The sequence below is a fragment of the Aquabacter albus genome (assembly GCF_040049275.1).
Classification (GTDB): domain Bacteria; phylum Pseudomonadota; class Alphaproteobacteria; order Rhizobiales; family Xanthobacteraceae; genus Aquabacter.
This window is the reverse complement of sequence record NZ_JBDZDT010000007.1, coordinates 1-23,485: the sequence shown is the minus strand read 5'-3', so window position 1 is coordinate 23,485 and position 23,485 is coordinate 1. Positions and strand designations below refer to the sequence as shown.

Genomic DNA, 23,485 nt, shown 5'->3' with positions numbered 1-23,485 from the left:
TGTTCGCGGATTGGCGGTCGGGTCAGACGCGCGTGAACTGCGGGATGGCCTGCTCACCCCTTCGTTCGAAGCAGACCTCGACGGCGTCGCCGATGCAGGTGGCAAGCGCGTCCTCCCCAACGATGTTGGTCAGCATGCGCGGCCCCTCGTGGAGCTCGACCAGGGCGACGACATAGGGAACGCGCCCCGCATAGGAGGCGAGCGGCGCCCGCCGGATCACGGTGAAGCTGTGGACCGTGCCGTGTCCGCTCGCCTCCACCCACTCCAGATCCTCCGACCAGCAATGCGGGCACAGGTTGCGGGGCATGAAATGCTTTGCGCCGCATGCCTTGCAGGCCCGGATCATGAGCCGGCCCTCGTTCGCGCCGCCCCAGTAAGAGCCCGAGTCGGCATTGATGATGGGCAGCGGCAATTCCTCATTCACGAGCGCTCTCCGGCCTTTCGGGCGGCCCCGCCTGGGCCGTCTTTAATTCTTGCGCCGATCATAATCGCGTATTACGGTATGACAAGATGATAAGCACATAATAAGATCGGATGATGGAAATTTCGCTGGAACCAAAGGAATCCATGCGGATCGCGGCGGCAGCGCCGCTCCGCAATCAGGTGGCCGACCGCATGCGGCTGGCGATTGCGGAGGGGACCTTCCGGGCGGGCGAGCGGCTCTTGGAGAAGGATCTCTGCGAACGGCTTGGCGTAAGCCGGACCTCGGTCCGCGAGGCGTTGCGCCAGCTGGAGTCGGAGGGGCTTGTCGCGACCGTCCCCAACAAGGGCCCGATCGTCGCCACCATCGACCTGAAGGACGCCGAGAACATCTACGAGACCCGCGCCGTTCTGGAGGGTCTGCTCGGCCGGCTGTTTGCCCGCCGCGGATCGCAGGAGATGATGTTTCGGCTTAAGCAAGCCTTTGATGAGATGGCGCGCGCCTACGGCACCCGCGACCTATCCCAGATGGTGGCGGCCAAGAGCGAGCTCTATGCCGTATTGATCGAGGGGGCGGCCAACGACGTCGCCGCCGCCGCGTTGCGCGCGATCCATATCCGCGCCATGCAGTTTCGCGCCATGTCGCTGAGCCAGCCGGGACGCGCTGACAAGAGCCTCGCGGAAGTCCGCCGCTTCGTGGAGGCCATCATGGCCCACGACGAGGACGAGGCCTGGAGCGCCGGCGTCGAGCACGTGCGCAACGCGGGCGGCGCGACGCTTCAGATGTTCCGCGACCGCCTTACTGCAAGCAGCTGATCCACGCTTTTTCCCACCCGCTCGAAGCACGGGCGGGGGGCGCTTCCACGAGCCCGCCAAGGTTCGCCCGACACGGCCCACAAAAATAAATGTCCGAGAGGGAGAGAGACATGTTCAATCGCTGCAGGGCCGTTGCCCTATCGTGCATTGCCGCGACCATTCTTGCCGCCGGCGCACCGGCCATGGCGCAGACCTTTCCCGATCCGTCCGACACCGCAAAGCTTTACGAAGCAGCCAAGAAGGAAGGAAAGATCGTCTGGTACATCACGACGCCGCTCGATGCGATGAATGCCATCGCGGCGAAGTTCCAGGAGCGTTATCCAGGCATCTCGGTGCAGGCCCTGCGGATCGTCGGGGTGCAGCAGTATCAGCGGTTCATGCAGGAGACCCAGGCGAAGCAATACATCGCCGATAACCTCCAGCTCGGCGACCGGCCGAGCGTCACCGCACTGATCGACGACAAGCTCCTGGCATCCTGGAAAGTGCCGACAGCGGACCGCATCCCGGAGGCGTTCCGCATCGGCGACTATGCCTACGCCACCCACATGACCGACAACGCCATCATCTACAACGTGAACAAGCTCACGCCCGAAGAGGTGAAGATCCTCTCGGATTGGAAAGGCGTCCTCGACCCCCGCTTCAAGGGCCGTTTTGCAGTGACCACCCAGAAGTGCGGCTCGTGCTACGCGCCGGTCCACATGTTCCTCGACCCGAAATACAAGGACATCTACGGCGTCGAGTTCCTCAAGAAGGTCGCTGCACAGAAGCCGGCGGTCTATTCCGAGGTTCTCGTGCCGGTCGACCGCGTGGTGGCGGGCGAGCAGGACTTCACATTCTGGAGCTGGGAAGCCGCCGGCATCGTGAAGCTTCAGCAGGGCGCTCCGATCCGCTGGATCCATCCCAAGCCGACCCCGACCTATTCCAACAGCTGGTCGGCCATCTCCGCCTTCGCCCCGCATCCCAACGCCGCCCGCCTGTTCCAGAACTGGCTTCTCAGCGAGGAGGGCGCGACCGCCTTCCAGCAGATCTATGGCGCGCAGACAGCGCTCGGGGGCGTGCCCGACAAGCGCGCCGTGACCAAAGAGCCTTGGTATGACCCGATCACGGAGCCCTACCTGGTCGATACCGCGCGCTGGGAGCGCGACTACGACAAGGACATGAACTTGTGGATCAAGATCCTGCGGGACGCGCAGCAGCCGTGATCGATTGTTCTTACGAAAGCGCTCGACATGGCCTCTGACATTCCCTCCGCCTCGCTCCCAGCCATGACCGGCCACGCCCCGGTGGGGCCCAGCCTCTTCCAAAGGCTGGGTGCCCTGTGGTCGGGCGAGCGCATCCTGTGGCTGCTCCTCGCGATCTTCGTCATCGCGGTGGCCATCGTTCCGCTCGTCTATGCGGTCGATGCGGCGTTCTACCGTGAAACCCGCATCGGCCTTTCCGATGAGCGCAGCCTTGCCGCCTTCATCCATGTCTACACGTCGTCGGAATATCTCGGCTATCTCGCCGAAACCCTGATCCTTTCCGCCGTGGTCACCGCCTTCTCGCTGGTCGTCGGCGTGACCATGTCGATCCTGGTCTGGCGCACCGACCTTCCCTTCAAGGGCGCGATGGATCTTCTGATCATCATGCCCCTGTTCCTGTCGCCGTTCGCCGGGCTGATCGCCTGGGTGGCGCTCGGCTCCGGCAAGACCGGCTTCCTGAACGTCGCGGCGGCCTCCGCCATGCGCGCCGTCGGCCTCGATCCCGTGAGCTTGATCAACATATGGTCCTATGGCGGCGTGGTCTGGGTGATGTTCCTGTTCTTCTGCCCGTTCGCCTACCTGTTCACGTCGGGCAGCTTCCGCGCGATGGATTCCTCGCTCGAGGAGGCGGCGCGGATCACAGGCGCGTCGGCGATCCAGGCGCTGCTGCGCATCAGCGTGCCCATGGCGACACCGGCCATCCTGGCCTCGGGACTGCTGATCTTCATCCTCGCCGCCGAGATGTACACGATCCCCGGCATTATCGGCTCCACCACCGGCTTCACGACGCTGCCGTGGAAGATCTACCAGGATTCCACCACGTTTCCGGTCCACCGCGCCCACGCCGCAGCCGCTGGAACGCTGCTGCTGTGGGTCACATTCCTCGGCGTGTGGATCCAGCGCCGCATCACCCAGCGCTCCGAGCGCTACGTGAGCGTGACCGGCAAGGGCTTCCGCGCGAAGCCTTTGAAGCTGGGCGGGTGGAAAGCGCCCGCCTTCATCGCCATCGGGCTCTACATCCTGTGCGCGGACCTCCTGCCCTTCGGCTCCCTGCTCTTGTCCTCGGTCATGCGCTACAGCGCGCCGGCCATCACCTGGGACATCTTCACGCTCGAGCACTACCAACGCATGTTCGGACAACAGGACATGCGCGATGCGTTGTGGAACACCATCGGCCTCGCCATCGGCAGCGGCGTCATCTGCGTCCTTGTGGGGTTCGTGATCAGCTTCATGGAACTCAGGCGGCCTAAGTTCAGCACCAGCCTCGTCGCCTTCCTCGGTGTCCTGCCCGTGGCGGTGCCGGGACTGGTTTACGGCATCGGCCTTCTGTGGATCTACCTGCAGACGCCGCTCTACGGCTCGGTGTGGATCCTGCTCCTCGCCTACACGGCGAAATTCCTGCCCTATGGCATCCTCGTCAGCCGCTCCTCGATCCTCCAGCTCCATCCGGACCTGGAGCAAAGCGCCCGCGTCGCGGGCGCCGGCAGCCTCACCGTCCTGCGGCTGATCGTGCTGCCGCTGATGAAGGGCACGCTGGTGGCGATCCTGTTCTTCGTGATGATCCAGAGCACCAAGGAACTGTCGGCGTCGATCCTGCTCTACAGCGAGCGGAGCCAGGTCCTCTCGGTGCTTACCTGGCACTACATGGACAATGGCAACTACCAGTACGCTGCTGCCGTCGGCTTGGTTCAGACGCTGATCATGATGGTGATGGTGATCATCACGCGCTTGGTGTTCCGGGTCCAGCTGGAGCGCGCAATCGCAAAAACATGAGGCTGCGGGTCGAGGCCCGCGTGCGATGTTCCGGGAGGACACATGTCGCAAGTCACAGTCCGTAATCTCGTCAAGCGCTACGGCGCCTATCGCGCCGTCAACAATGTCGATCTCGACATCAGGAAGGGCGAGTTCGTCGCGCTGCTGGGTCCCAGCGGATGCGGCAAGACCACGACCCTGCGCTGTATCGCCGGCCTTGAGGATATCTCCGAAGGCGAGATCGCCATGGGTGGCCGAGTGGTCTCGAGCCCCGATTTCTCGCTGCCGCCCGAACGGCGCGAGATCGGCATGGTGTTCCAGTCCTATGCGATCTGGCCGCACATGAGCGTGGGCCAGAACGTGGCCTTCGGACTGAAGATGAAGGGCGAGGCGAAAGCGGGCATCGACGCCAAGGTGCGGCGCGCCTTGAGCCTGGTCGGGCTCGAGAAACATATGGACCGCGGCGCCAGCCAACTCTCGGGCGGCCAGCAGCAGCGCGTGGCGTTGGCGCGGGCGATCGTACTCGAACCATCCATCCTGCTGTTCGATGAGCCGCTCAGCAACCTCGATGCCAAGCTGCGGGAATCCATGCGGATGGAACTGCGGATGCTCCAGCAGCGCCTCGGCCTGACATCCATCTACGTCACCCACGACCAGCAGGAAGCGATGGTCGTGGCCGATCGCATCATCCTCATGAAGGACGGTGAAATCGATCAGATCGGCACGCCACGGCAGATCTACGACCGGCCCTCATCTCTGTTCGGAGCGCAGTTCGTCGGGCTCACCAACATCTTCGACGGGGTCGTCACCGGCAACGGAAGCGGCACCGCCATCCGCCTTCCCTCGGGACTCAACCTGATAAGCGCCGATGTGGGACTTTCCGCCGGCCAGCACGTGCGTGCCGTGTGCCGGCCGGAGGAGGTCATCGTCACCACAGATCCGCCGGACGACGTCAACAGTTTCCAGGCGACGGTCGTCGCAAACTACTTCCTTGGCAATATCAGCGACCTTTATCTCAAATTCGGCGACACCGATCTGCGCGTCCAACTGAGCCCGCCCCGCGATCTCTCGGAGGGACAGGAGGTCTGGGTACGCATACCCCCGGACAAGATGATCCTCGTGCCTCATTGATCCCCTCCCCTTAGAGGGCAAGCCTCCCATGGCGCTCTGGACCGCTTGCGGTCAAACGCCATCTAGGGCGAATGTCTCGGAAAAAGGGGCTCACTGATGACTGACAGCACCGTCAAGGGACCGGCGTCCTACTTTCCATCCATCGAGAAGAAGTACGGTCAACCAATCTCGCACTGGCAGGGGATTGTCCGCGACGCATACCCAGCTAAGCATATGGAATTGGTCGCCATCCTGAAGGACCATCACGGCATGGGCCACGGTCACGCCAACGCCGTGGTCGCCCATACCTTGGCTCAAGATGGCTTAAAGTAGCGGCTGATCTGAGCCCGCTCCTCACCCTTCGCGGACCTCAGAGACCACCTTGCCCTCTGAGTCATCATCATGGCGTGGGTGCCGGAGAGCCATTCATGAGCGCGATCGGCGGCCTGTTGATGATCGCGCTGCACGGGCGAACTGTTTCTCGTAGGGCTTGCTCCGCCACCTTCCGACGATCCTGAAGGCGCGTCATATATCGGTCGCTCGTCCTCGCTATCGACGCCACCTATTTCAGCCGATCATGAAGATCGGGGCCGAAGTCGGCGAGCTTTCATATCGCCATCGTTCGCGGGAGAGCGTGATGAGTCCACTGGCGGCTTTCCACTCCGGCGAAGCGGCTTCACCCAGGCAGCATCCCCACGGCAATGCAGGTTTAATTGCCGAGTTGAAGGGGATTGTCGGCGACAGTCATGTGCTCACCAGCCTCTCCAGCACGCAGCCCTTCCGAAAGGGCTTCCGATTTGGCGACGGGCCCGCTTTGGCGGTTGTTCGGCCGGGAAGCCTCGTCGAACATTGGCGCGTTTTGAACGCGTGCATAGCAGCCGGAAAAATCGTGATCATGCAGGCCGCCAACACCGGCCTCACTGGGGGCTCCACGCCGGACGGCGACCAGTATGATCGTGAAATCGTCATCATCTCGACGACGCGCGTCGACACGATCCACCTCCTCGACGAGGGGCGTCAGGTTGTGTGCCTCCCGGGCGCGCGTTTGTTTGAGCTTGAGAAGGCGCTCGCGCCCCTCGGTCGGAATCCGCATTCCGTGATCGGATCTTCGTGTATCGGCTCATCGGTATTCGGCGGCGTATGCAATAATTCTGGTGGCGCGCTTATCCATCGCGGCCCCGCCTTCACGCAAATGACGCTCTACGCCCAGGTGGACGAGGATGGAAATGTTCATCTGGTCAATCATTTGGGAATTCAGTTGGGCGACGACCCGGAAACGATCCTGAAAAATGTAGAGAAGGGGAATTTCCGCCCGGACACCATTGCGCACGATCCCAACCTCTCTTGTTCGGATCATGACTATCAAACCCATGTCCGAGATATCACTGCCGAAACGCCCGCACGATTCAACGCCGATCCGAAGCGACTGTTCGAGTCCTCAGGTAGTGCTGGCAAGGTGATGATCCTGGCGGTGCGCCTGGACACCTTTCCTAAGGAAAAGAAGATTGTCGATTTCTATATCGGCACCAACAATCCCGACGAACTGACGGAGCTGCGTCGCCACATCCTCTCCAATTTTCGATCTCTGCCGATCCAAGGTGAGTATATTCATCGAGATGCGTTCGATATTGCAGAGAAATACGGAAAAGATACCTTTCTGGCGATCCAATACCTGGGTACAGACCGTCTGCCCCTGATGTTCTCTCTCAAGGGAAAGTTTGATGCGTTTTGCGCGCGCTTCAAATTTCTTCCGCACGATCTTTCCGATCGCATGATGCAATTCTTCGGCTCGTTGTTTCCGAAGCATCTCCCAGGGCGGCTCTACGATTACCGGGACCGCTTCGAGCACCACCTGATGCTCCGGATGGCCGACGATTCCATCGAGGAAGCGCGCGCTTATCTTCAGACTCTTTTCCCCTCCGCCGATGGCGCCTATTTCGAATGCACTCCGGAGGAAGGGGAAAAAGCCTTTCTTCATCGCTTTGCTGCCGCAGGCGCTGCGATCCGTTACCGGACGATCCACAGGGGGGATGTCGAGGACATTGTCGCTCTCGATATCGCCTTGCCCCGCAACGGTGTCAGTTGGCGTGAACATCTCCCGGCGGATCTTGCCTCCAAGATCCAGCACGCGCTTTATTACGGGCACTTTTTTTGCCAGGTGTTCCACCAGGACTACATCGTGAAGAAGGGCTTCGACACGATGGAGGTGGAGCACGCCATGTGGAAGATCCTGGACGCGAGGGGTGCAGAATATCCCGCTGAGCACAATGTGGGGCATCTGTACGTGGCAAAGCCCGCACTGCGCGATCACTACAAGGATCTCGATCCGAGCAATTCCTTTAATCCCGGCATCGGACACACGTCAAAGTGCGCGCACTGGGGATGAGATAAGGCCGCGGTGCCTAGGCGTTGAGCGAATCGTCGCGAAAAGAGTTTCCGAAGCGGCACATAGCTGAGCTGCCCCGAGCTTGGCATGGGCAGCTTTCACGCGTGCGCAGGCTCACCACCAATTCGCAGCGGCGCACATGCCGGCGAAACGCTTCCGGAACTGCCCGCCTGAAGTGATAGACGCCGCTCCGGAGTGTCCCATTCGCAATGGTCCCCATGCTGCTCCCAACGAGCCCGCCAAGGCGGGCTTTTAGCAGCGGATTGCAGCAACAGGCCAAATCTGCAGGTGCGAACCGGCTCAGGCGCTTGGGAACGGGCATTTCGCGGGAAATTGGCTGGGGCGCCAGGATTCGAACCTGGGAATGGGGGAATCAAAATCCCCTGCCTTACCACTTGGCTACGCCCCAACGCGGGCGCGGACCATAAGGGGGACGCTGCGCCGACGCAACGCCCCGCAAGCCGCTTTTCCCGGGTCAGCTTCCGGTGAAGCGGGGCGCGCGCTTCTCGGCGAAGGCGAGGCGCCCTTCGCGATAATCGGCGCTGGCATTGGCCACCTGGGTGAGGTGGCGCGCCTCGGTGAGGACGCCGCCGCCCACGCCCTCGGCGGCGCGGATGGAGAGCTTCGCCGCCTTCAGGGTGAGAGGGGCGTTCTCGGCGATGCGCGCGGCGATCTTGTCGGCGAGCGCGTCCACCTCCTCCGGCGTTGCCAGATGGTCGAGGGCGCCCATCTCGAAGGCGCGGCGCGCGGGCAGCCGCTCGGCGGTGAAGAAGAGCTGGCGTGCCGCATGGCTGCCATAGGCGCGCACGAGGCGCGCGACGCCGCGCGGATCGTAGCCGAGGCCGAGGCGGGCGGCGGGAATGGCGAGGAAGGCATCGTCGGCGGCGATCCTGATGTCGCAGCTCGCCGCCAGCGCCGCCCCCGCGCCGACGCAGGCGCCGCGCAGCAGCGCGACGGTGGGGCAGCCGAGCCCTTCGATGGCGGCGCACGCGCTTTCCACCAATTCGTCATAGGTCTGGGCGCCGGAAGCGTCCGAGCGCGCCGCGCTGAAATCGGAGATGTCGGCGCCGCCGGAGAAAGCGAGCGTCCCCTCCCCCCGGATCAGCGCCACGCGCACGTCGGTGCGCCGCGCGGCATCGGCCGCAAAAGCCGCGAGCGCGTGCCACATGCCGCTGGAAATGGCATTGCGCCGTTCGGGATTGGACAGAACGAGGCGGGCGATGCCGCCATCGATGGTCACTGAGACGTCACCGGAAGCCATGGGTCCCCCGCCGTGCGAAGCCGGACCACATAGCCCAAGTTTGGGCGCTCTGCCTACTGCCCGGAAGGTGCAGGGAGATGGAACGCGGGACGGCGCACTCAAAAGACGCCGCCCCGCCTCCACCAGGTGCCTGTCAGGGCTTGGCACCCGGAGGCGACGAGCCGACGCTCTAAAGCGTCGGATACCTTACGATGTGTGTTACTGACGCCCCCCGCCGAATGCAATCCACTTTGGATCATTTTGGATCCAAAAAACCGGATTCGTCCCACGGTTTCTGGAAAACGGTATTTTACAACCCTGCCGCGCTATGACAGCCCCAAGCTGTGCTTGGCCTCAGTCCCGCCGGAACAGGAAATTGGCGCTGAGGCCCACGAACAGGGCGCCGAGGGCGACCCCGAAGCCGTAGAGCCATCCCCGCTGCTCGGCGAAGGCGGCGAGCTGCTGGCCGTAGCCGTCCTTGCGCACCGTCACGGAGGTGACCGCGCTCGCGAGTAGGTGGCCGCCCTCGAACAGCTTGACCGTCACCTCATAGGCGCCCACCGGCGCGCTGGCGGGAATGCGGAAGCTGGTGCGGAACACCGCGGGCGAGAGCAGGGTCACGCCGTGCGGCTCCTCCGCATAGAGGCCGTCGGCCTTCTTGATGCGCAGGAAGGCGAGGCGGAACGGATCGTCCGGCACCACGTCCGCATAGTCCGTGCCCACGCGCTGGACGAAGATGTTGCGGGTGATGCCGATCTGCTCGCGCCGCAGGACGTCGGGCGGGGCGATCTCCTCGGCCGGCTTGTTGGTGGCCACCGCAAGGACTGCGGGGCTGTCCACGAAGGTGCGACTGTCCGTGTTGACGTAGAGGCCGAGCACGCGGGATTTCCGCCAGGTGACGAAGGTCTCCTGCGGCCCGCGCACGGTGACGGCGAAATCGTAGGCGTGCTCGCCCGGCGGGCGCCCCTCCACCACCCCGAACAGCACCAGGTCCGCCCCCGTGAAGTTGGAGGCGATGAGCACTTCCGGCTGCGAGACGGACAGCACCAGCCGCTCCGCCCACGTTGCCGAGGGTAGCAGCAGGAGCAGCGCCAGAAGCAGAGCGCGGTTCATGACCGGCCCTCGCGCAGGGTGATGACGAAGGGGTCGGCCGGCGGCCGGACGAGATCGTAGCCCACCCGAAGGCCCACCGCGAGCACCAGCAGGGCAAGCAGCAGGCGCAGATGCTCCGCCTTCAGCCGCTGCCCCGCCCGCGCGCCGAACTGCGCGCCCATGGTGCCGCCGATCATCAGGATCAGCGCGAGGACGGCGTCCACCGTGCCGTTGAAGGCCGCGTGCAGCACGGTCGCCGCCGTCATGGTGGCAAGGGTCAGGACGAGCGAGGTGCCCACCGACATCTGCGTCGGCACCCGCAGGAGATAGATGAGCGCGGGCACCAGCAGGAAGCCGCCGCCGACGCCCAGCAGCGCGCCGAGGAAGCCGATCACCAGCCCCAGCGCCACCACGGGGATGACCGACACATAAATGCGCGAGCGGCGGAAGCGGATCTTCAGCGGCAGCCGCAGGAACCATCCATGGGTGCCGGGCCGGCGCACCTGCGCCCTGTGCCCTCTCAGGGTTCGCAGGATGGCGCGCACGCTTTCCACCATCATCAGGAGGCCGACCCCGCCCAGCAGCAGCACGTAGGAAATGCCGATGACGAGGTCGACTTGCCCATAGGCGCGCATGAGCGCGAAGGCGGCGACCCCCAGCGCCGTGCCGGCAAGCCCTCCGCCCAGGAGGAAGCCGGCCAGCGGCAGGTCGATGAGCCCCTTGCGGAGATAGGAGAGCGCGCCGGAGAAGGAGGAGGCCGCCATGTGGGCGGAGACGCTGGCGACTGCCACCGACGCCGGCACGCCGGTGAAGATGAGCAGCGGCGTCATGAGGAACCCGCCGCCCACGCCGAACATGCCGGAGATGAACCCCACGGCGAGGCCCATGGCGAAGATGGTGAAAATGGCGACCGGGATTTCGGCGATGGGCAGGTAAATCGTCACACTCAGGCCGCTCCGCGCTGCGGGCCGGGGGTTGACGCCGTCCTATAGCAGGGTTCGGCACGAAAGTGCGGATGTTGATTTGCGGCGGCGCGCATCCCGCCTGCGGCGCGACGGCGCGCCTGCCGGTGGGTGACGCGTCCGACAGTCATCCCCGGACCTGATCCGGGGATACCCTGCTCACCTTGGGACGCATCGCGCCACCGGGCACACTGTGCCCCCTCTCCCCGCGGGGGAGAGGGTTGGGGTGAGGGGGACAATCCTCTCAAATCCTGAAACGCCGGAGCCCCCTCACCCGGCTGCTCCGCAGCCGACCTCTCCCCCTCGGGGAGAGGTGGAGAGAGGGAACACAGCACGCATGTGGCCGCAGGTGCCCGGGCCAAGCCCGGGCATGGTAATCACTGCGACCGCACGAACAGCCCGACTTCGCTATCGCCAACATCTTCCAGCGCGCCGCGCAGGACGAGGTAGCGCACATGGGCCAGCGCCTCGCTCAGCGCGAAGCCCACCTGCTCCGGGGCGAGGCTGCGGAACAGCACCCGCGTCGTGTCCATCACCGAGCGCGGCGTGTCGCAGAAGTCCATGAGCCGGCCGAGGCGCTCGTCATGGTGCGCCCGCAGCGCCGCGATGCGCTCCGGCAGGCCGTGGAAGGGATCGCCATGGGAGGGCAGAACCAGCGTGTCCGCCGGGAGCGCCTCGAACTTTGAGAGGCTGGCGAGGAAGTCCCCCAGAGGATCGGCGCTGGGGTCGGAAGGGTGAAGGCCGATATGGGGCGTGATGCGGCCGAGGATCTGGTCGGCGGCGATGAGTATCCCCCGCTCGGCGCTGTAGAGGCAGACCATTTCCGGCGCGTGGCCCTCGCCGATCATCACCCGCCAATGGGTGCCGGCCAGCGCGAATTCGTCGCCCTCGCGGATGGCGGAATAGGCATAGGGCAGCGGGCCGACCCATTTGCGATACATCAGGCCCCGCCGCGCCAGGAGGGCGAGATAGTCCTCCGACGCCCCGCACCAGCGATACTGGTCGATATAGGCCTTGAGCGGCACCTCCGGCGGATCGGCGAGGATCACGCGGGCCTGGAGCCATTCCACACGGCTCATATGGATGGGCGCGCCGGTGCGGGCCTGCAGCCAGCCGGCAAGGCCGATATGGTCGGGGTGGAAATGGGTGATGAGGAGGCGGGTGATCCCCTCCCCGTTCAGCATGGGGTCGGCCAGCACGTCGGTGAACAGTGCCCGGGTCGGGGCATCGTCCACGCCGGAATCGATCAGCGTCCAGCCGCCCGCGTCCGCCAGCAGCCACGCATTCACTTCGGTGGGCGGGAATGGCAGCGGCACGCGGACCCGCAGCAGCCCCGGCACGATCTCGATGGGCCGCTCTATGGGGCGCGTCGCCTCGATCTCCAACTCTGCCATCCTGTAAGCCTTCCTTACATTGTGCTTACGCCAGATGGCGCCAGTCGCGCAATCGCCTCCCACGCGAGCCTCCCCTCTCCCGCTTGCGGGGGAGGGTCAGGAAGGCGGCTCTCAAGCAGTGGAGCGCTGGAAGGTATGGAGAGGGCGACCTTCCCCCCTCCCCAGCCCTCCCCCGCAAGCGGGAGAGGGGGCTTATGGCGCCTCAGGCGAAGGCTTCGGCGAAGATGGTGCCGCCGCTATCGGCCGCGCCCACTGCCGCGCGGAAGGGCGTGAACAGCTCACGGCCGACGCCGGAATGGGAGGCGGAGAGGTCCGCCGTCGCGGGCGGGCGCTTGGCCCATTCCACCGGGTCCACCAGAACCTCCAGGTCGCCCACCACCGCATCCACCCGCACCATGTCGCCATCGCGGATCTTGGCGATGGCGCCGCCGCGCGCGGCCTCCGGCGTCACATGGATGGCGGAGAGCACCTTGCCGGAGGCCCCGGACATGCGCCCATCGGTGACGAGGGCCACCTTCTGCCCCCGGTCCTGGAGCACGCCGAGGGGCGGCATCAGCTTGTGCAGCTCGGGCATGCCGTTGGCGCCGGGGCCCTGGAAGCGGACCACCGCGACGAAATCGCCGGTCAGCTCCTTGGCCTTGAACGCCTCCTGGAACGCCTCCTGGGAATGGAACACGCGGGCGGGCGCCTCGATGATGTGGCGCTCGGTAGCCACGGCGGAGGTCTTCACCACCGCGCGGCCGAGATTGCCGCCCATCACCTTCAGCCCGCCGGTGGCCTGGAAGGGCGCCGCCGTGCCGCGCAGGATGGCGGTGTCCCCGCTCTCCGCCGCCCCATCGCGCCAGACCAGCTGGTCGTCCTCGCCCAAGCCGGGCTCGGCCACGTAGCCGTCGAGGCCCGTGCCCCACACGGTCTTCACGTCGCGGTGGAGCAGGCCGGCGCCCAGCAGCTCGCGGATCACGAAGCCCATGCCGCCGGCGGCATGGAAATGGTTCACGTCCGCCTTGCCGTTGGGATAGACGCGGGCAAGCAAAGGCACGGCCTCCGCCAGATCCGAGAAATCGTCCCAGGTGAGCGTGATCCCCCCCGCCGCCGCCATGGCGACGAGATGGAGCGTGTGATTGGTGGAGCCGCCCGTGGCGTGAAGCCCCACCACCGCATTGACGAACGCCTTCTCGTCCAGCACCCGGCCCACCGGCGTGAAATCGTTGCCGAGCGCCGTGATGGCCAGCGCACGCTTGGCGGCCTCGCGGGTGAGCGCGTCGCGCAAGGGGGTGTTGGGATTGATGAAGGAGGCGCCGGGCAGATGGAGGCCCATGATCTCCATCATCATCTGGTTGGTGTTGGCGGTGCCGTAGAAGGTGCAGGTGCCCGGCCCGTGATAGGACTTGGACTCCGAATCCAGCAGCCCCGCCCGGTCGATCTTGCCCTCCGCATAAAGCTGGCGAATGCGCGATTTCTCGTCGTTCGGCAGGCCTGATGTCATGGGGCCGCCCGGGATGAACACCGCCGGCAGATGCCCGAAGGAGAGCGCGCCGATCACCAGCCCCGGCACGATCTTGTCGCAGATGCCGAGGAACACGGCCGCATCGAAGGTCTGGTGGGAAAGCGCCACCGCGGTGGAGAGCGCGATGACGTCGCGGGAGAAGAGGGAGAGCTCCATGCCCGCCTCCCCTTGCGTGACCCCGTCGCACATGGCCGGCACGCCGCCCGCCACCTGCGCCGTGCCGCTGGCCTCGCGCGCAGCGGCGCGGATCAGCTCGGGGAAGCGCTCATAAGGCTGGTGGGCCGAGAGCATGTCGTTATAGGCGGTGACGATGGCGAGGTTCGGTGTGGCCTCGTCCCGCAGGCGCTCCTTGTCCAGCGGGCCGCAGGCGGCGAAGCCGTGGGCCTGGTTGGCGCAGCCGAGGCGCTGGCGCGGCGGGGCGTTCTCCACCGCCGCATCGATACGCGAGAGATAGCGCTCCCGCTTCGGCCGGCTGCGCTTGGTGATGCGCTCCGTGACCTCGCCTATCCTCGCATTCAGGCTGCCAACCGCGCTCATGCAGACCTCCGATTCCGCGCGCCCTCGGCGCGTCGTGAAGTCTGTCATGTGGGGCGTGCCGCGCCAATCGGAAGGGACGAAGGCGGCCTGACCCTGCGTTTGGCGGGGCGTAGCCGGAAAATCCCGCACCAGGATGCGGCAAAAGTATTCACACGAATCCCGACCATTTGCCGGCAACAAGATATGCCGGAATGTGAAGAATTTTCGACTTAATAGTGGATACACGCACGGAGAAATCGGGATACGAACGTAGATATCCGATCACTCAAGTAATTATGAACATAATTTCATCTCTTTGACGGAGCGATGACACGGACATCGCTAACACCACCGTCCGGAAATACCGAACATCGCCGCCACGAACCCTCCGTCATCTTCCCATCTTACCACCGTGATATCGGCATTCTTCATCCGCAGGCAGATCACGGCCTACGGATGAGGAATGCCTTTTATTTCAATGCCTTGAGATCCGATTGACGGCTCCAGCTCCATTCGCCGCCTGAAGAAGGCGGCCGACCAGAGGCCATTGCCATGCCCGTCTTGTCCGTCACCGCTCTTACTGCCAACGGCGTCTACGCGCCGGGCAGCAACATCGAAATCGTGGTGCGGTTCGACGACGGTGTGAACGTCACCGGCACGCCGCGCCTCCTTCTGGAGACCGGCGTCACCGACCGCTACGCCGTCTACGACGCGACGGCCACGGCAGCCGCCATCGCCAACGGTCAGATAAATTCGGGAAGCTGCGTCTTCATCTATCAGGTCCAGCCGGGCGATAGCAGCGCCGACCTCGATTATTCCGGTATCAACGCCCTGGAGCTGAACGGCGGCTCGATCACCGCAGGGGGCAATCCCGTCATCATTGACCTGCCCGCGTCAGGGTCTGGCGGAACGCTTGCCGAAACCACGGACATCGTCATCCAGAGCCCGGCCAATACCGCGCCCGTGGCCGTGAGCGACACCTTCGCCGTGCAGCAGGGCCAGACCGCCAACATAGATGTGCTGGCCAACGACGTGGATGCCGAAGGCGTCACCCTGACGGTCACACAGATCGAAGGGATCAGCGTCACCGTGGGGTCCGATGTGACGATCGCCGCCGGAACGCTCACCCTGACCGTCGGCGGCATCGTCTTCACCCCGGTTGCGGCCTTTTCGGGGGCCGTCTCCTTCTCCTACACGGTTTCCGACGGCATCGATTCCGCAACCACCACGGTCTCCGGCACGGTGACGCCTGCGGTCACTCCTCCCACAGTCGTCGACGACACTTTCAGCATGGCGCAGGGGGGGACCTTCAGCCTTCCCGTTCTGGCCAATGACGTCGATTCGGGCGGCAATCCGCTGACAATGGTGACGGAGATCAACGGCACGAGCGTCTCCGTTGGCGAGACCGTGATCATCGTCAACGGGTCGGTCACCCTGGGGCCCAGCGGCATCATCACCATCACCCCCGATGGCACTTATACCGGGGCGCTCTCCTTCACCTATACGGCGACCGACGGCATCAGTTCGGCCACCGCCACGGTCTCCGGCTCGGTGATGCTGGGGGCGGCCACCCCTCCTCCCACGGCCGCCAACGATACCTTCACCACCGCATCCGGAACCCCCGTCCTCCTCGACGTGCTCGCCAACGACATGGACCCCGACGGCGACCTTCTGTCCGTCGTCATGGTGAATGGCATGGCCATCGCGGTCGGCGGCACTGTCACCCTCGCGAGCGGGACCGTCACCTTGGAGGCCGACGGACGGCTCTCCTTCACCCCGGCCTCGGGCTTTGCCGGCGCGGTCTCCTTCACCTACACCCTCTCCGACGGCGGCCTGACCGACACCGCCACGGTCTCCGGCACCGTGACGCCGGCGGCCTCCCCTCCCACAGCCGCCGACGACAGCTTCACCACCACACGTGGCAGCGCCGTCCTTATCGACGTGCTCGCCAACGACACGGACGCCGACGGCACCCCCCTGTCCATCATCCAGGTGAACGGGATGGACATCGGGCCCGGGGGCACCGTCGCCCTCGCCAATGGCATCGTCACCCGGCTGGCGGACGGACGGCTCACCTTCGCCCCGGCCCCGGACTATACCGGTCCGGTCTCCTTCACCTACACCCTCTCCGACGGCGGCCTGACCGACACCGGCACGGTCTCCGGCACCGTGACGGCGGCCCCGGCGACGCCCTCCGCGCAAGCAGACGCCTTCACCACCACTGAGGACAGCGCCATCACCCTCGACGTGCTCGCCAATGACGGCACCGCACGCGCGGACGGGTGGCGCATCGCCCTCGTTGACGGCGCCGCCATTGCCGCCGGCCAGTCCGTGACGGTGGCGGGCGGCACGGTGAAGCTCGGGGCGGACGGGAACCTCGCCTTCTCGCCCGATGCCGACTTCCATGGCGGCGCGGGCTTCAGCTACACCATCGTGAACCCGGCAGGCATCGCCTCCACCGCCCATGTCTCGGGCACGGTGACGCCCGTCAACGACACCCCGGTCGCCCGGAGCGACGCCTTCACCCTCCCGGACAATGGCGGCCCGGCGGTGGTGGACGTGCTGGCCAATGACGGCGATCCGGAGGGCGATCTCCTGCGCATCACCGCCATTGACGGGCACGCCGTCATCTCAGGCAGCTCGGTCGCCGTGGACGGCGGAACGGTGATGCTGGGGGCGGACGGACGGCTCGCCTTCATCCATGCCGAGGGTCATTCGGGCGCCGCCACCTTCAGCTACACCGTTGCCGATGCCGCAGGCGCACAGGCCTCCGCCATCGTCACCAGCTCGGCCTTCCTCTCGTCCGTCCTGCCCCGGCTCGAAGACGTGCTGGAGGAGCACGGCATCTCCGTCGACGGCCCGGCGGAGATCCTACCCGTCGTCCCGGTGGTCGCGCCCGGCGTCCTCGATGGCACGACCGTAAGGGACGCCGACGCCCTGCTCGGCACCCTTGCCTCCATCGCCCTCGGGCTGTCGGGGACCGTGCCTGATATGGCTGCCTCCGACGCTGCCGGGGACTGGCTGAGCGCGGCGAAGCAGAGCCTCGTCTTCCAGGTGGTCTCCTCCGAGGGGCACGACGTGGTGCTCCAGTTCGGCGGGGCGGAGACCTCGTTCGCCAGCGGCGTGTCGGGGGACAATGCCTGGTCGCGTGCGTTCGCCCTGAAGGCGCTGCGACCCGACTTCTCAGTCGCCGCCGTCACCGCCCAGGATGGCGGCGGGCAGGGCAGCATCCATCAGGCAGACATGGCGGACGGCGCGCGGCTCGCCGTGAAGATCGGAGGCGAGGACGCGGGCACGCCGCATGCGGTGATTTCAAACACCTTCGGCCTCATCGACTTCGTCAGCTCAGACGGCGACAGCGCCGTGGAAGTCTCGCGCCTCGTCACCACCGCGCAGACCTTGGGCGGCGCCGGGGACCAGGACATGCTCATCCGCCTGCGCCAGAACGGCCTGCAGGACGTCCAGCTCATGGTCTACCAAGTGGACGATTATTCCGGCGCCGTGGACGGGCTGCGGCCCGGCGATGCCGGCTACGATGCGGCGAGCCGCGCCCATGCCTACCAGACCGACACCGGCGCCGCCTGGATTTCCGGCGCCGGCTACGGCGCCTATGGGGAAGCGCGCGTCACGGGGGTGGATTCGGGCGATCTCTTCGCCATGCGGCTCGCGTCGGGCGGCCACGATTTCTACATGTTCGGCCGGGCCAACGAGCAGGTGGACGGCGAGGGCGTCAATCACGTGTGGAATTACGGCCTCAACACGTGGGGCTGGGAAGATCTCATGGGCGGCGGGGATCGCGACTTCAACGATCTCCTCGTCCAGTTCGACCTCGTCACCCCCGCCCTCTGATGCGAACGGCGCCCGAAGGCGCCGTTCGGAAGACGGCGTCAGATGTTCGCCTCGATCCAGTCGGCGATATAGTCGATGCCGGTGGGGCGGAAGTCGATGGAGCAATGCTCCGCGCCGCCTTCCTCGGTGGCGAAGATCTTGATGGTCTTGTTCGTCGAGCCCACCGCGTCATAGAGCAGTTGCGCGCTCACCACCGGCACCAGCCGGTCGTTGCCGCCATGGGTCACGAGGAAGGGCTGGGTGATGTCCTTCGCCACGTCCTTCAGGGTGAACTTCTTGGCGATCTCGATGGCCTCTTCCGGCGTGTCGGCGCCCACGACCCATTGGAACTGGAAGTTCGACTGGGCGATGCTCTTGGGCGCGGCGCGGGTGCGGTCGAGGATCTTCTGCTGCCAGGCGGCGAGGTCCCAGTGCAGCGCGCTCATGGCGACGCAACCGGCATAGCGCTTCTCGAAGGCCGCGACGCGGCCGGTGTAATAGCCGCCGAAGCTGTAGCCCATGACGACCACCCGCTCGGGGTCCACTTCGGGGCGGGTGACGGCATACTCATAGGCGGCGGTGCCGGCCACCTCGAAATCATAGCGCGCGGGCACGTCGCGCAGGCGCCGCATCTCGCCCTGCCCCGGCCCGTCCACGCACAGCGTGTTGAAGCCGCGCTGGGAGAATTCGGTGCCGGCGAAGACGATGCTCATCTCCTTGCAATTGTCCATGCCGTTGAAGACCACCACGGTGGGGGCGGGCTTGGACGTGTCGGCAGCGGGGAAGAACAGGGCCGGCAGGCTCGAATTCTCGTACGGGATCTCGACGAACTCGATCTGCGGATAGCGGCGGCGCAGGCCGGCATGGAAGCACGCGAAGGACGTCTCCGAGAGCTTCTTCTTCTCGGGCCCCGGCAGCATGAAGCGCTCGCCCGTATAGTAATAATGGGCTGCGCGCATGTAGAGCGAGCCGGCGGTGCGCTGGCGGCCTTCCGCGACCGCTTCCTCGGCGCGCGCCTCGAGCGTCCGCCCCATGGTGGTCCATTCCTCCCACCAGGCCTCGGGCTCGCCCTGGCGGACCGCGAGCTTCTCGCACACCCGGTCGATCTCCTCGGCGGAGACGACCCCATAGGGCACCATGCCCTTGATGATGATGGTGGCGTTCGACCAGAGGAAATTGTCGGGGAAATGGTCGATCCAGCCGCCCATGGCGTGTCCTCTCTTTGCGTCTTTTACGGTGGGAACCGGCGGCGAGCGCCTGGAGCCGTGCCGTGCATTGGTCATCGCCCGCCGAGGGCAGGCAGCCCCCTGCGGGGACAATTTCTACTACATTGAGGTTTTCATTTTCGCAATATGCGATAAAACGGACGCTACGAGCCTCGAACCCGCAATGCGGGAGAAAAGCGGAGAACAGCACGATTTACGGTCGGTACATCGCCTCGTAGACCCCGATTTCGCGCCAGATAGGGCCTATTCGGGCGCGTATTCCGCCGCTTCGGCGACGGGTGGCCACTACAGGACGATTCTCCGACAATGAAAGCTCCACCCCGACCATACGCGATCCCCGCCGGGGGCCGCGAGGAGCGGGGGCTGACGCCAGGCAGCAAGGAGCGTTCCGGGGCCACAGACCAGAATATGAGCCGGGAGGGAGAACCCATGAAGATCAAGCGCCTGCTCGCCATCGCCGCGAGCCTCGTCCTGGCCCAGGCCACATGCCTGCCGGCCTTCGCCCAGCAATATCCCACGCGCACCATCCGCTACATCGTCCCCTGGCCTCCGGGCGGCGGCACGGACGCGGTGGCGCGCATCCTCGCCAACAAGGCGGGCGAGCTGCTGGGCCAGCAGATCATCGTCGACAATCGCGGCGGCGCCGGCACCATCATCGGCATGGACGCGGCGGCCAAGGCGGCGCCGGACGGCTATAATTTCGGCTTCCCCACCCAGAGCTTCGCGGTCAACGCGACGCTCCAGCCGACCCTGCCCTACAACACCGTGAAGGATTTCGAGCCGGTCGCGCTGCTCGGCACGGGCACCTACGTGCTGGTGGTGAACGCCAATTTCGAACCGAAGACGGTCGAAGAGCTGATCGCCAAGATGAAGAAGGAGCCGGATGTCGTGAATGCCGGCTTCACCGGCTATGGCTCGCCCAGCCATCTCGGCCTCCTCCAGTTCCAGCGCGCCGCCGGCGTGAAGGCGACGGACGTGAACTATAAGGGCACCGGCCCGGCGGTGACCGGCCTCATGGGCGGCGAGATCCAGATGATGTTCACCACGCTCGCCGGCGTGCTGGCGAACGTGAAATCCGGCCGCCTGCGCGTGCTGGCCGTCACCAGCGAGGCGCGCAGCGAGCTGCTGCCCCAGACCCCCACCGCCATCGAGGCCGGCTTGCCGAATTTCGTGGTGTACGAATGGTATGGCCTGAATGCCCCCAAAGGCACGAAGCGCGAGCAGATCGACATCATGAACGCGGCGCTCCAGAAGGTGCTGGTCATGCCGGATGTGGTCGAGCGAATGCGCGCCATCGGCGCGGAGCCCGTGACGGGCAGCAATCCTGAGAAGTTCGGCGCCTTCGTCGATGCCGAGATTGCCAAATGGGGCAAGCTCGTCCGCGAAGAGAATCTGAAGCCCGAATGATGCGTGGGCCGGCCCGGCCCGTGCCGGGCCGGCACGCGTGCCTCCCTGTCAGGAGCCGCTTATGAGCGTGGCATCCCGAACCATTTCGCAGACCCTCGGCGCGTTCGTGTCCGGCCTCGATCTCGACCGGGTGGACGCCGCCGTCCGCCATCGCGCCAAGCTGCTGCTGATGGATTCGGCCGGCGTCGCGCTCGCGTCCTCGTCGCTGGATTTCGGCCACATGGCCGCGTCCGCGCTGGCGCAGGTGGAGCGGGGCGCCTCTCCCGTCATCGGCTCGGCCGAGCGCCTCACGGTGCGCGACGCGGCGCTCGTCAACGGCATGCTGATCCACGGCATCGACTATGACGACACCTCCATCTACGGCCGGGTCCATCCCAGCTCCGCCTGCGTGCCCGGCGCGCTGGCCCTGGGCGCCCATCTGAAAGCCTCCGGCGCGCAGATGCTCGCCGCCTATATTGCCGGCCTGGAGGGCGCCATCCGGCTCGGGGCGGTGGCGAAAGGCGGGTTCCAGAAGCGCGGCTTCCACCCCTCGGGTGTCATCGGCGTGTTCGCCGGCACGTTCGTGGCGGGGCGCCTGCTGGAGCTTGATGCCCACCAGCTCGCCATGGCCCAGGGCATCGCCTACAGCGCGGCGGCGGGGAACCAGGAATTCACCACGGAGATGGCCTGGACCAAGCGCTTCCATCCCGGATGGGGCGCCACCGCCGGCATCACCGCCGCCACCCTCGCCAAGGGCGGCTTCACCGGGCCGAGCACGCCCTATGAGGGGCGCTTCGGCCTCTATCGGCTCTATCTCGGCGAAGTGGAGGGCGGCCACGATTATGCGCTCGCGACAGAGGGGCTGGGCGAGCGCTGGCTGCTCCAGGACATTTCCGTGAAGCCTCTGGCGGCCTGCTATTTCAACATCCCGCTCATCGACGCCGCCGCGCGCGCCGCCCGCGAAAGCGGGTTCTCGGCGGACGAGGTGGCGGAAATCCGCGTGCTGGTGCCCGAGGCCGCCATCAACACCATCTGCGAGCCGCGCGCGGCCAAGAAGCGGCCGGTGGACGGCTACACCGCCCAGTTCAGCGCCTATTTCGCCGCCGCCACCGGCTTCCTCACCGGCGGCTTCACCCTCGCCGACATCACCCCCGAGCGATTGGCCGATCCTCGCATTTTGGCGCTGGCGGACAAGGTGACCTACGAGGCCGACCCCGCCACCTCCTTCCCCAAGCATTATGGCGGTGCCGTCATGGTGCGGACGAGCGACGGGCGCAGCGTCACGGTGCGCGAGGACATCGACCGCGGCTCGCCGCTCAATCCGCTCTCCGAGGCCGACATGGTGGAGAAGTTCCTGCGCAATGCGGAGCTGGTCTTCTCCCCTGCCCGCGCCCGGCAGGCGCTGGACATGATTCTCGACGTGGAGCGGCTCGCCGACGTGGCGCGCCTCGCCGAACTGCTCGCGGCGCCAGAGGCGCGGCGAGCCGTTGCCAGTCTGTAGCGCGGACAAGGTGTAGCTGCCACGGACACCACGACTTGAAAGCCATGGGGAGCCATGAGAGATAGGTAGACGCCTTCCCTTTCAGCAAAGGATTGAATTGCCTTGCCCCGCAATGCCGCCTCCCAGCAAGCCGTGGTTGACGACGTCGCCTCCGTGCGCGACGACGAGACCAAGGACCGTGGCGGCGTTCAATCGCTGGCGCGGGCCTTCTCCATCCTTGAAGAGATCGCGCGGAACCGGGATGGCATCAGCCTCGCCGAGCTGAGCAAGAGCGTGCAGCTGCATAACAGCACCACGTTCCATCTGGTGAAGACCATGGTCTCGCTGGGCTATGTCCGGCAGATCAAGGACAGCAAGCGCTACCGCATCGGCCGCCCCTTGTTCGCGCTGGCCGCAAGCTCGCTGGACGAGATCGAGATGGTCAGCCTCGCGACGCCGGTGCTGGAGGATCTCTGCCACGACACCGGCGAGACCTCCCATTTCGCGGTGCGCATGGGCAACCAGGTGCTGATCGTAGCGGAGCGGGCCGGGGACGGCGTGTTCCAGATGGTCTCGCGCGCCGGCGCGGTGCGCCCGGCCCATTGCACGGCGCTGGGCAAGGCGCTTCTGGGGGCCATGACCTCGCAGCAGTTCGACCGCTACCTGAAGACGGCGACGCTTGCCCCCTTCACCCAGAAGACCATCACCGACAAGGATCTCCTGGTGCAGGAGATCGAGAATGTCCGCCGCACTGGCATCGCCTATGACGACGGGGAGCTGAACACTGAGGTGCGCTGCTGCGCGACGCCGGTGTGGGACTTCACCGGGCAGGCGGTAGGCGCCATCGGCATTTCCGGACCCATCTGGCGCCTGTCGATCCAGACCTTGCAGGACAAGGCCCAGCTGGTGCGCCGGGCGGCGGAACGCCTCTCCACCGAATTCGGCTGGGTCGCCGCCGAATCGGACTGAAGGTCCGCCTAAGCGCAGCCTTCATCCCCTCTTCCGCTTGCGGGGGAGGGTTAGGGTCGGGACTCAATCGCACCAGAATGCAATGACGGCGGCAATGTAGGCACCTGCGAGGTAGTTGGCGGCAAGCTTGTCGTATCGGGTAGCAATGCGTCGCCAGTCC

18 protein-coding genes, 1 tRNA gene and 1 pseudogene are annotated in these 23,485 nt (G+C 65.7%); 10 read left to right on the top strand and 10 right to left on the bottom strand.

The window, feature by feature from the left end:
• Positions 1-22: 22 nt before the first annotated feature.
• Complete coding sequence (locus ABLE91_RS18310) at positions 23-424, bottom strand: Zn-ribbon domain-containing OB-fold protein (protein ID WP_348933080.1); 402 nt, start codon at positions 422-424, stop codon at positions 23-25.
• A 113-nt stretch (positions 425-537) separates the two neighbouring features.
• Here ABLE91_RS18310 and ABLE91_RS18305 point away from each other — a divergent pair, with 113 nt between their 5' ends.
• From ABLE91_RS18305 to dld, 6 genes are all read left to right on the top strand, one after another.
• Positions 538-1,236, top strand: coding sequence for a GntR family transcriptional regulator (locus ABLE91_RS18305; protein WP_348933077.1), 699 nt, complete (start codon positions 538-540; stop codon positions 1,234-1,236).
• Positions 1,237-1,346: 110 nt separating this feature from the next.
• On the top strand, positions 1,347-2,438 hold the full coding sequence (locus ABLE91_RS18300) for an ABC transporter substrate-binding protein (protein WP_348933076.1): 1,092 nt from the start codon (positions 1,347-1,349) through the stop codon (positions 2,436-2,438).
• 27 nt (positions 2,439-2,465) lie between these two features.
• Positions 2,466-4,250, top strand: a complete 1,785-nt coding sequence (locus ABLE91_RS18295) for an ABC transporter permease (protein WP_348933074.1) — start codon at positions 2,466-2,468, stop codon at positions 4,248-4,250.
• 42 nt (positions 4,251-4,292) lie between these two features.
• The gene (locus ABLE91_RS18290) at positions 4,293-5,360 is read left to right on the top strand and encodes an ABC transporter ATP-binding protein (protein WP_348933071.1); all 1,068 of its coding nucleotides are present in this window, start codon (positions 4,293-4,295) and stop codon (positions 5,358-5,360) included.
• 96 nt (positions 5,361-5,456) lie between these two features.
• Complete coding sequence (locus ABLE91_RS18285; protein WP_348933068.1) at positions 5,457-5,672, top strand: DUF4287 domain-containing protein; 216 nt, start codon at positions 5,457-5,459, stop codon at positions 5,670-5,672.
• Between the two features lie 244 nt (positions 5,673-5,916).
• Positions 5,917-7,725: a D-lactate dehydrogenase gene (gene dld / locus ABLE91_RS18280; RefSeq protein WP_348933065.1), complete on the top strand. Its 1,809-nt coding sequence runs from the start codon at positions 5,917-5,919 to the stop codon at positions 7,723-7,725.
• A gap of 16 nt (positions 7,726-7,741) precedes the next feature.
• On the opposite strand, the gene ABLE91_RS28970 is transcribed toward dld, so the two are convergent.
• From ABLE91_RS28970 to edd, 7 genes are all read right to left on the bottom strand, one after another.
• Positions 7,742-7,945 (bottom strand): DUF6538 domain-containing protein, encoded by a 204-nt coding sequence (locus ABLE91_RS28970; protein ID WP_510181977.1) that lies wholly within the window; start codon positions 7,943-7,945, stop codon positions 7,742-7,744.
• 114 nt (positions 7,946-8,059) lie between these two features.
• Positions 8,060-8,134: transfer RNA gene (locus ABLE91_RS18275), tRNA-Gln, on the bottom strand.
• Positions 8,135-8,200: 66 nt separating this feature from the next.
• Positions 8,201-8,986, bottom strand: a complete 786-nt coding sequence (locus ABLE91_RS18270) for an enoyl-CoA hydratase-related protein (protein ID WP_348933062.1) — start codon at positions 8,984-8,986, stop codon at positions 8,201-8,203.
• Between the two features lie 333 nt (positions 8,987-9,319).
• The gene (locus tag ABLE91_RS18265; protein WP_348933059.1) at positions 9,320-10,078 is read right to left on the bottom strand and encodes a TIGR02186 family protein; all 759 of its coding nucleotides are present in this window, start codon (positions 10,076-10,078) and stop codon (positions 9,320-9,322) included.
• Positions 10,075-11,001, bottom strand: coding sequence for a sulfite exporter TauE/SafE family protein (locus ABLE91_RS18260; protein ID WP_348933056.1), 927 nt, complete (start codon positions 10,999-11,001; stop codon positions 10,075-10,077). The genes ABLE91_RS18265 and ABLE91_RS18260 overlap by 4 nt, the downstream gene beginning before the upstream one ends.
• 395 nt (positions 11,002-11,396) lie before the next feature.
• Positions 11,397-12,413 (bottom strand): MBL fold metallo-hydrolase, encoded by a 1,017-nt coding sequence (locus tag ABLE91_RS18255; RefSeq protein ID WP_348933054.1) that lies wholly within the window; start codon positions 12,411-12,413, stop codon positions 11,397-11,399.
• A gap of 202 nt (positions 12,414-12,615) precedes the next feature.
• Complete coding sequence (gene edd, locus ABLE91_RS18250; protein ID WP_348933051.1) at positions 12,616-14,457, bottom strand: phosphogluconate dehydratase; 1,842 nt, start codon at positions 14,455-14,457, stop codon at positions 12,616-12,618.
• A gap of 531 nt (positions 14,458-14,988) precedes the next feature.
• Between edd and ABLE91_RS18245 the strand changes: the two genes are divergently transcribed.
• Entirely contained in the window at positions 14,989-18,285 is a 3,297-nt protein-coding gene (locus ABLE91_RS18245; RefSeq protein ID WP_348933048.1) for an Ig-like domain-containing protein, read from the top strand.
• Positions 18,286-18,323: 38 nt separating this feature from the next.
• On the opposite strand, the gene ABLE91_RS18240 is transcribed toward ABLE91_RS18245, so the two are convergent.
• Positions 18,324-19,472 (bottom strand): alpha/beta hydrolase, encoded by a 1,149-nt coding sequence (locus tag ABLE91_RS18240; protein ID WP_348933046.1) that lies wholly within the window; start codon positions 19,470-19,472, stop codon positions 18,324-18,326.
• A 447-nt stretch (positions 19,473-19,919) separates the two neighbouring features.
• Here ABLE91_RS18240 and ABLE91_RS18235 point away from each other — a divergent pair, with 447 nt between their 5' ends.
• The 3 genes from ABLE91_RS18235 (at position 19,920) to ABLE91_RS18225 (ending at position 23,325) form a co-directional block, all read left to right on the top strand.
• The gene (locus ABLE91_RS18235) at positions 19,920-20,897 is read left to right on the top strand and encodes a Bug family tripartite tricarboxylate transporter substrate binding protein (RefSeq protein ID WP_348933043.1); all 978 of its coding nucleotides are present in this window, start codon (positions 19,920-19,922) and stop codon (positions 20,895-20,897) included.
• A gap of 61 nt (positions 20,898-20,958) precedes the next feature.
• Positions 20,959-22,377 carry an MmgE/PrpD family protein gene (locus tag ABLE91_RS18230; RefSeq protein ID WP_348933041.1) on the top strand — a complete coding sequence of 473 codons (1,419 nt, stop codon included), beginning with the start codon at positions 20,959-20,961 and terminating at the stop codon, positions 22,375-22,377.
• Between the two features lie 132 nt (positions 22,378-22,509).
• Complete coding sequence (locus ABLE91_RS18225) at positions 22,510-23,325, top strand: IclR family transcriptional regulator (RefSeq protein WP_348933039.1); 816 nt, start codon at positions 22,510-22,512, stop codon at positions 23,323-23,325.
• A gap of 63 nt (positions 23,326-23,388) precedes the next feature.
• Here the strand turns inward: ABLE91_RS18225 and ABLE91_RS18220 are convergent.
• Positions 23,389-23,485 (bottom strand): annotated as a pseudogene (locus tag ABLE91_RS18220) (IS5/IS1182 family transposase); the annotation flags it as partial.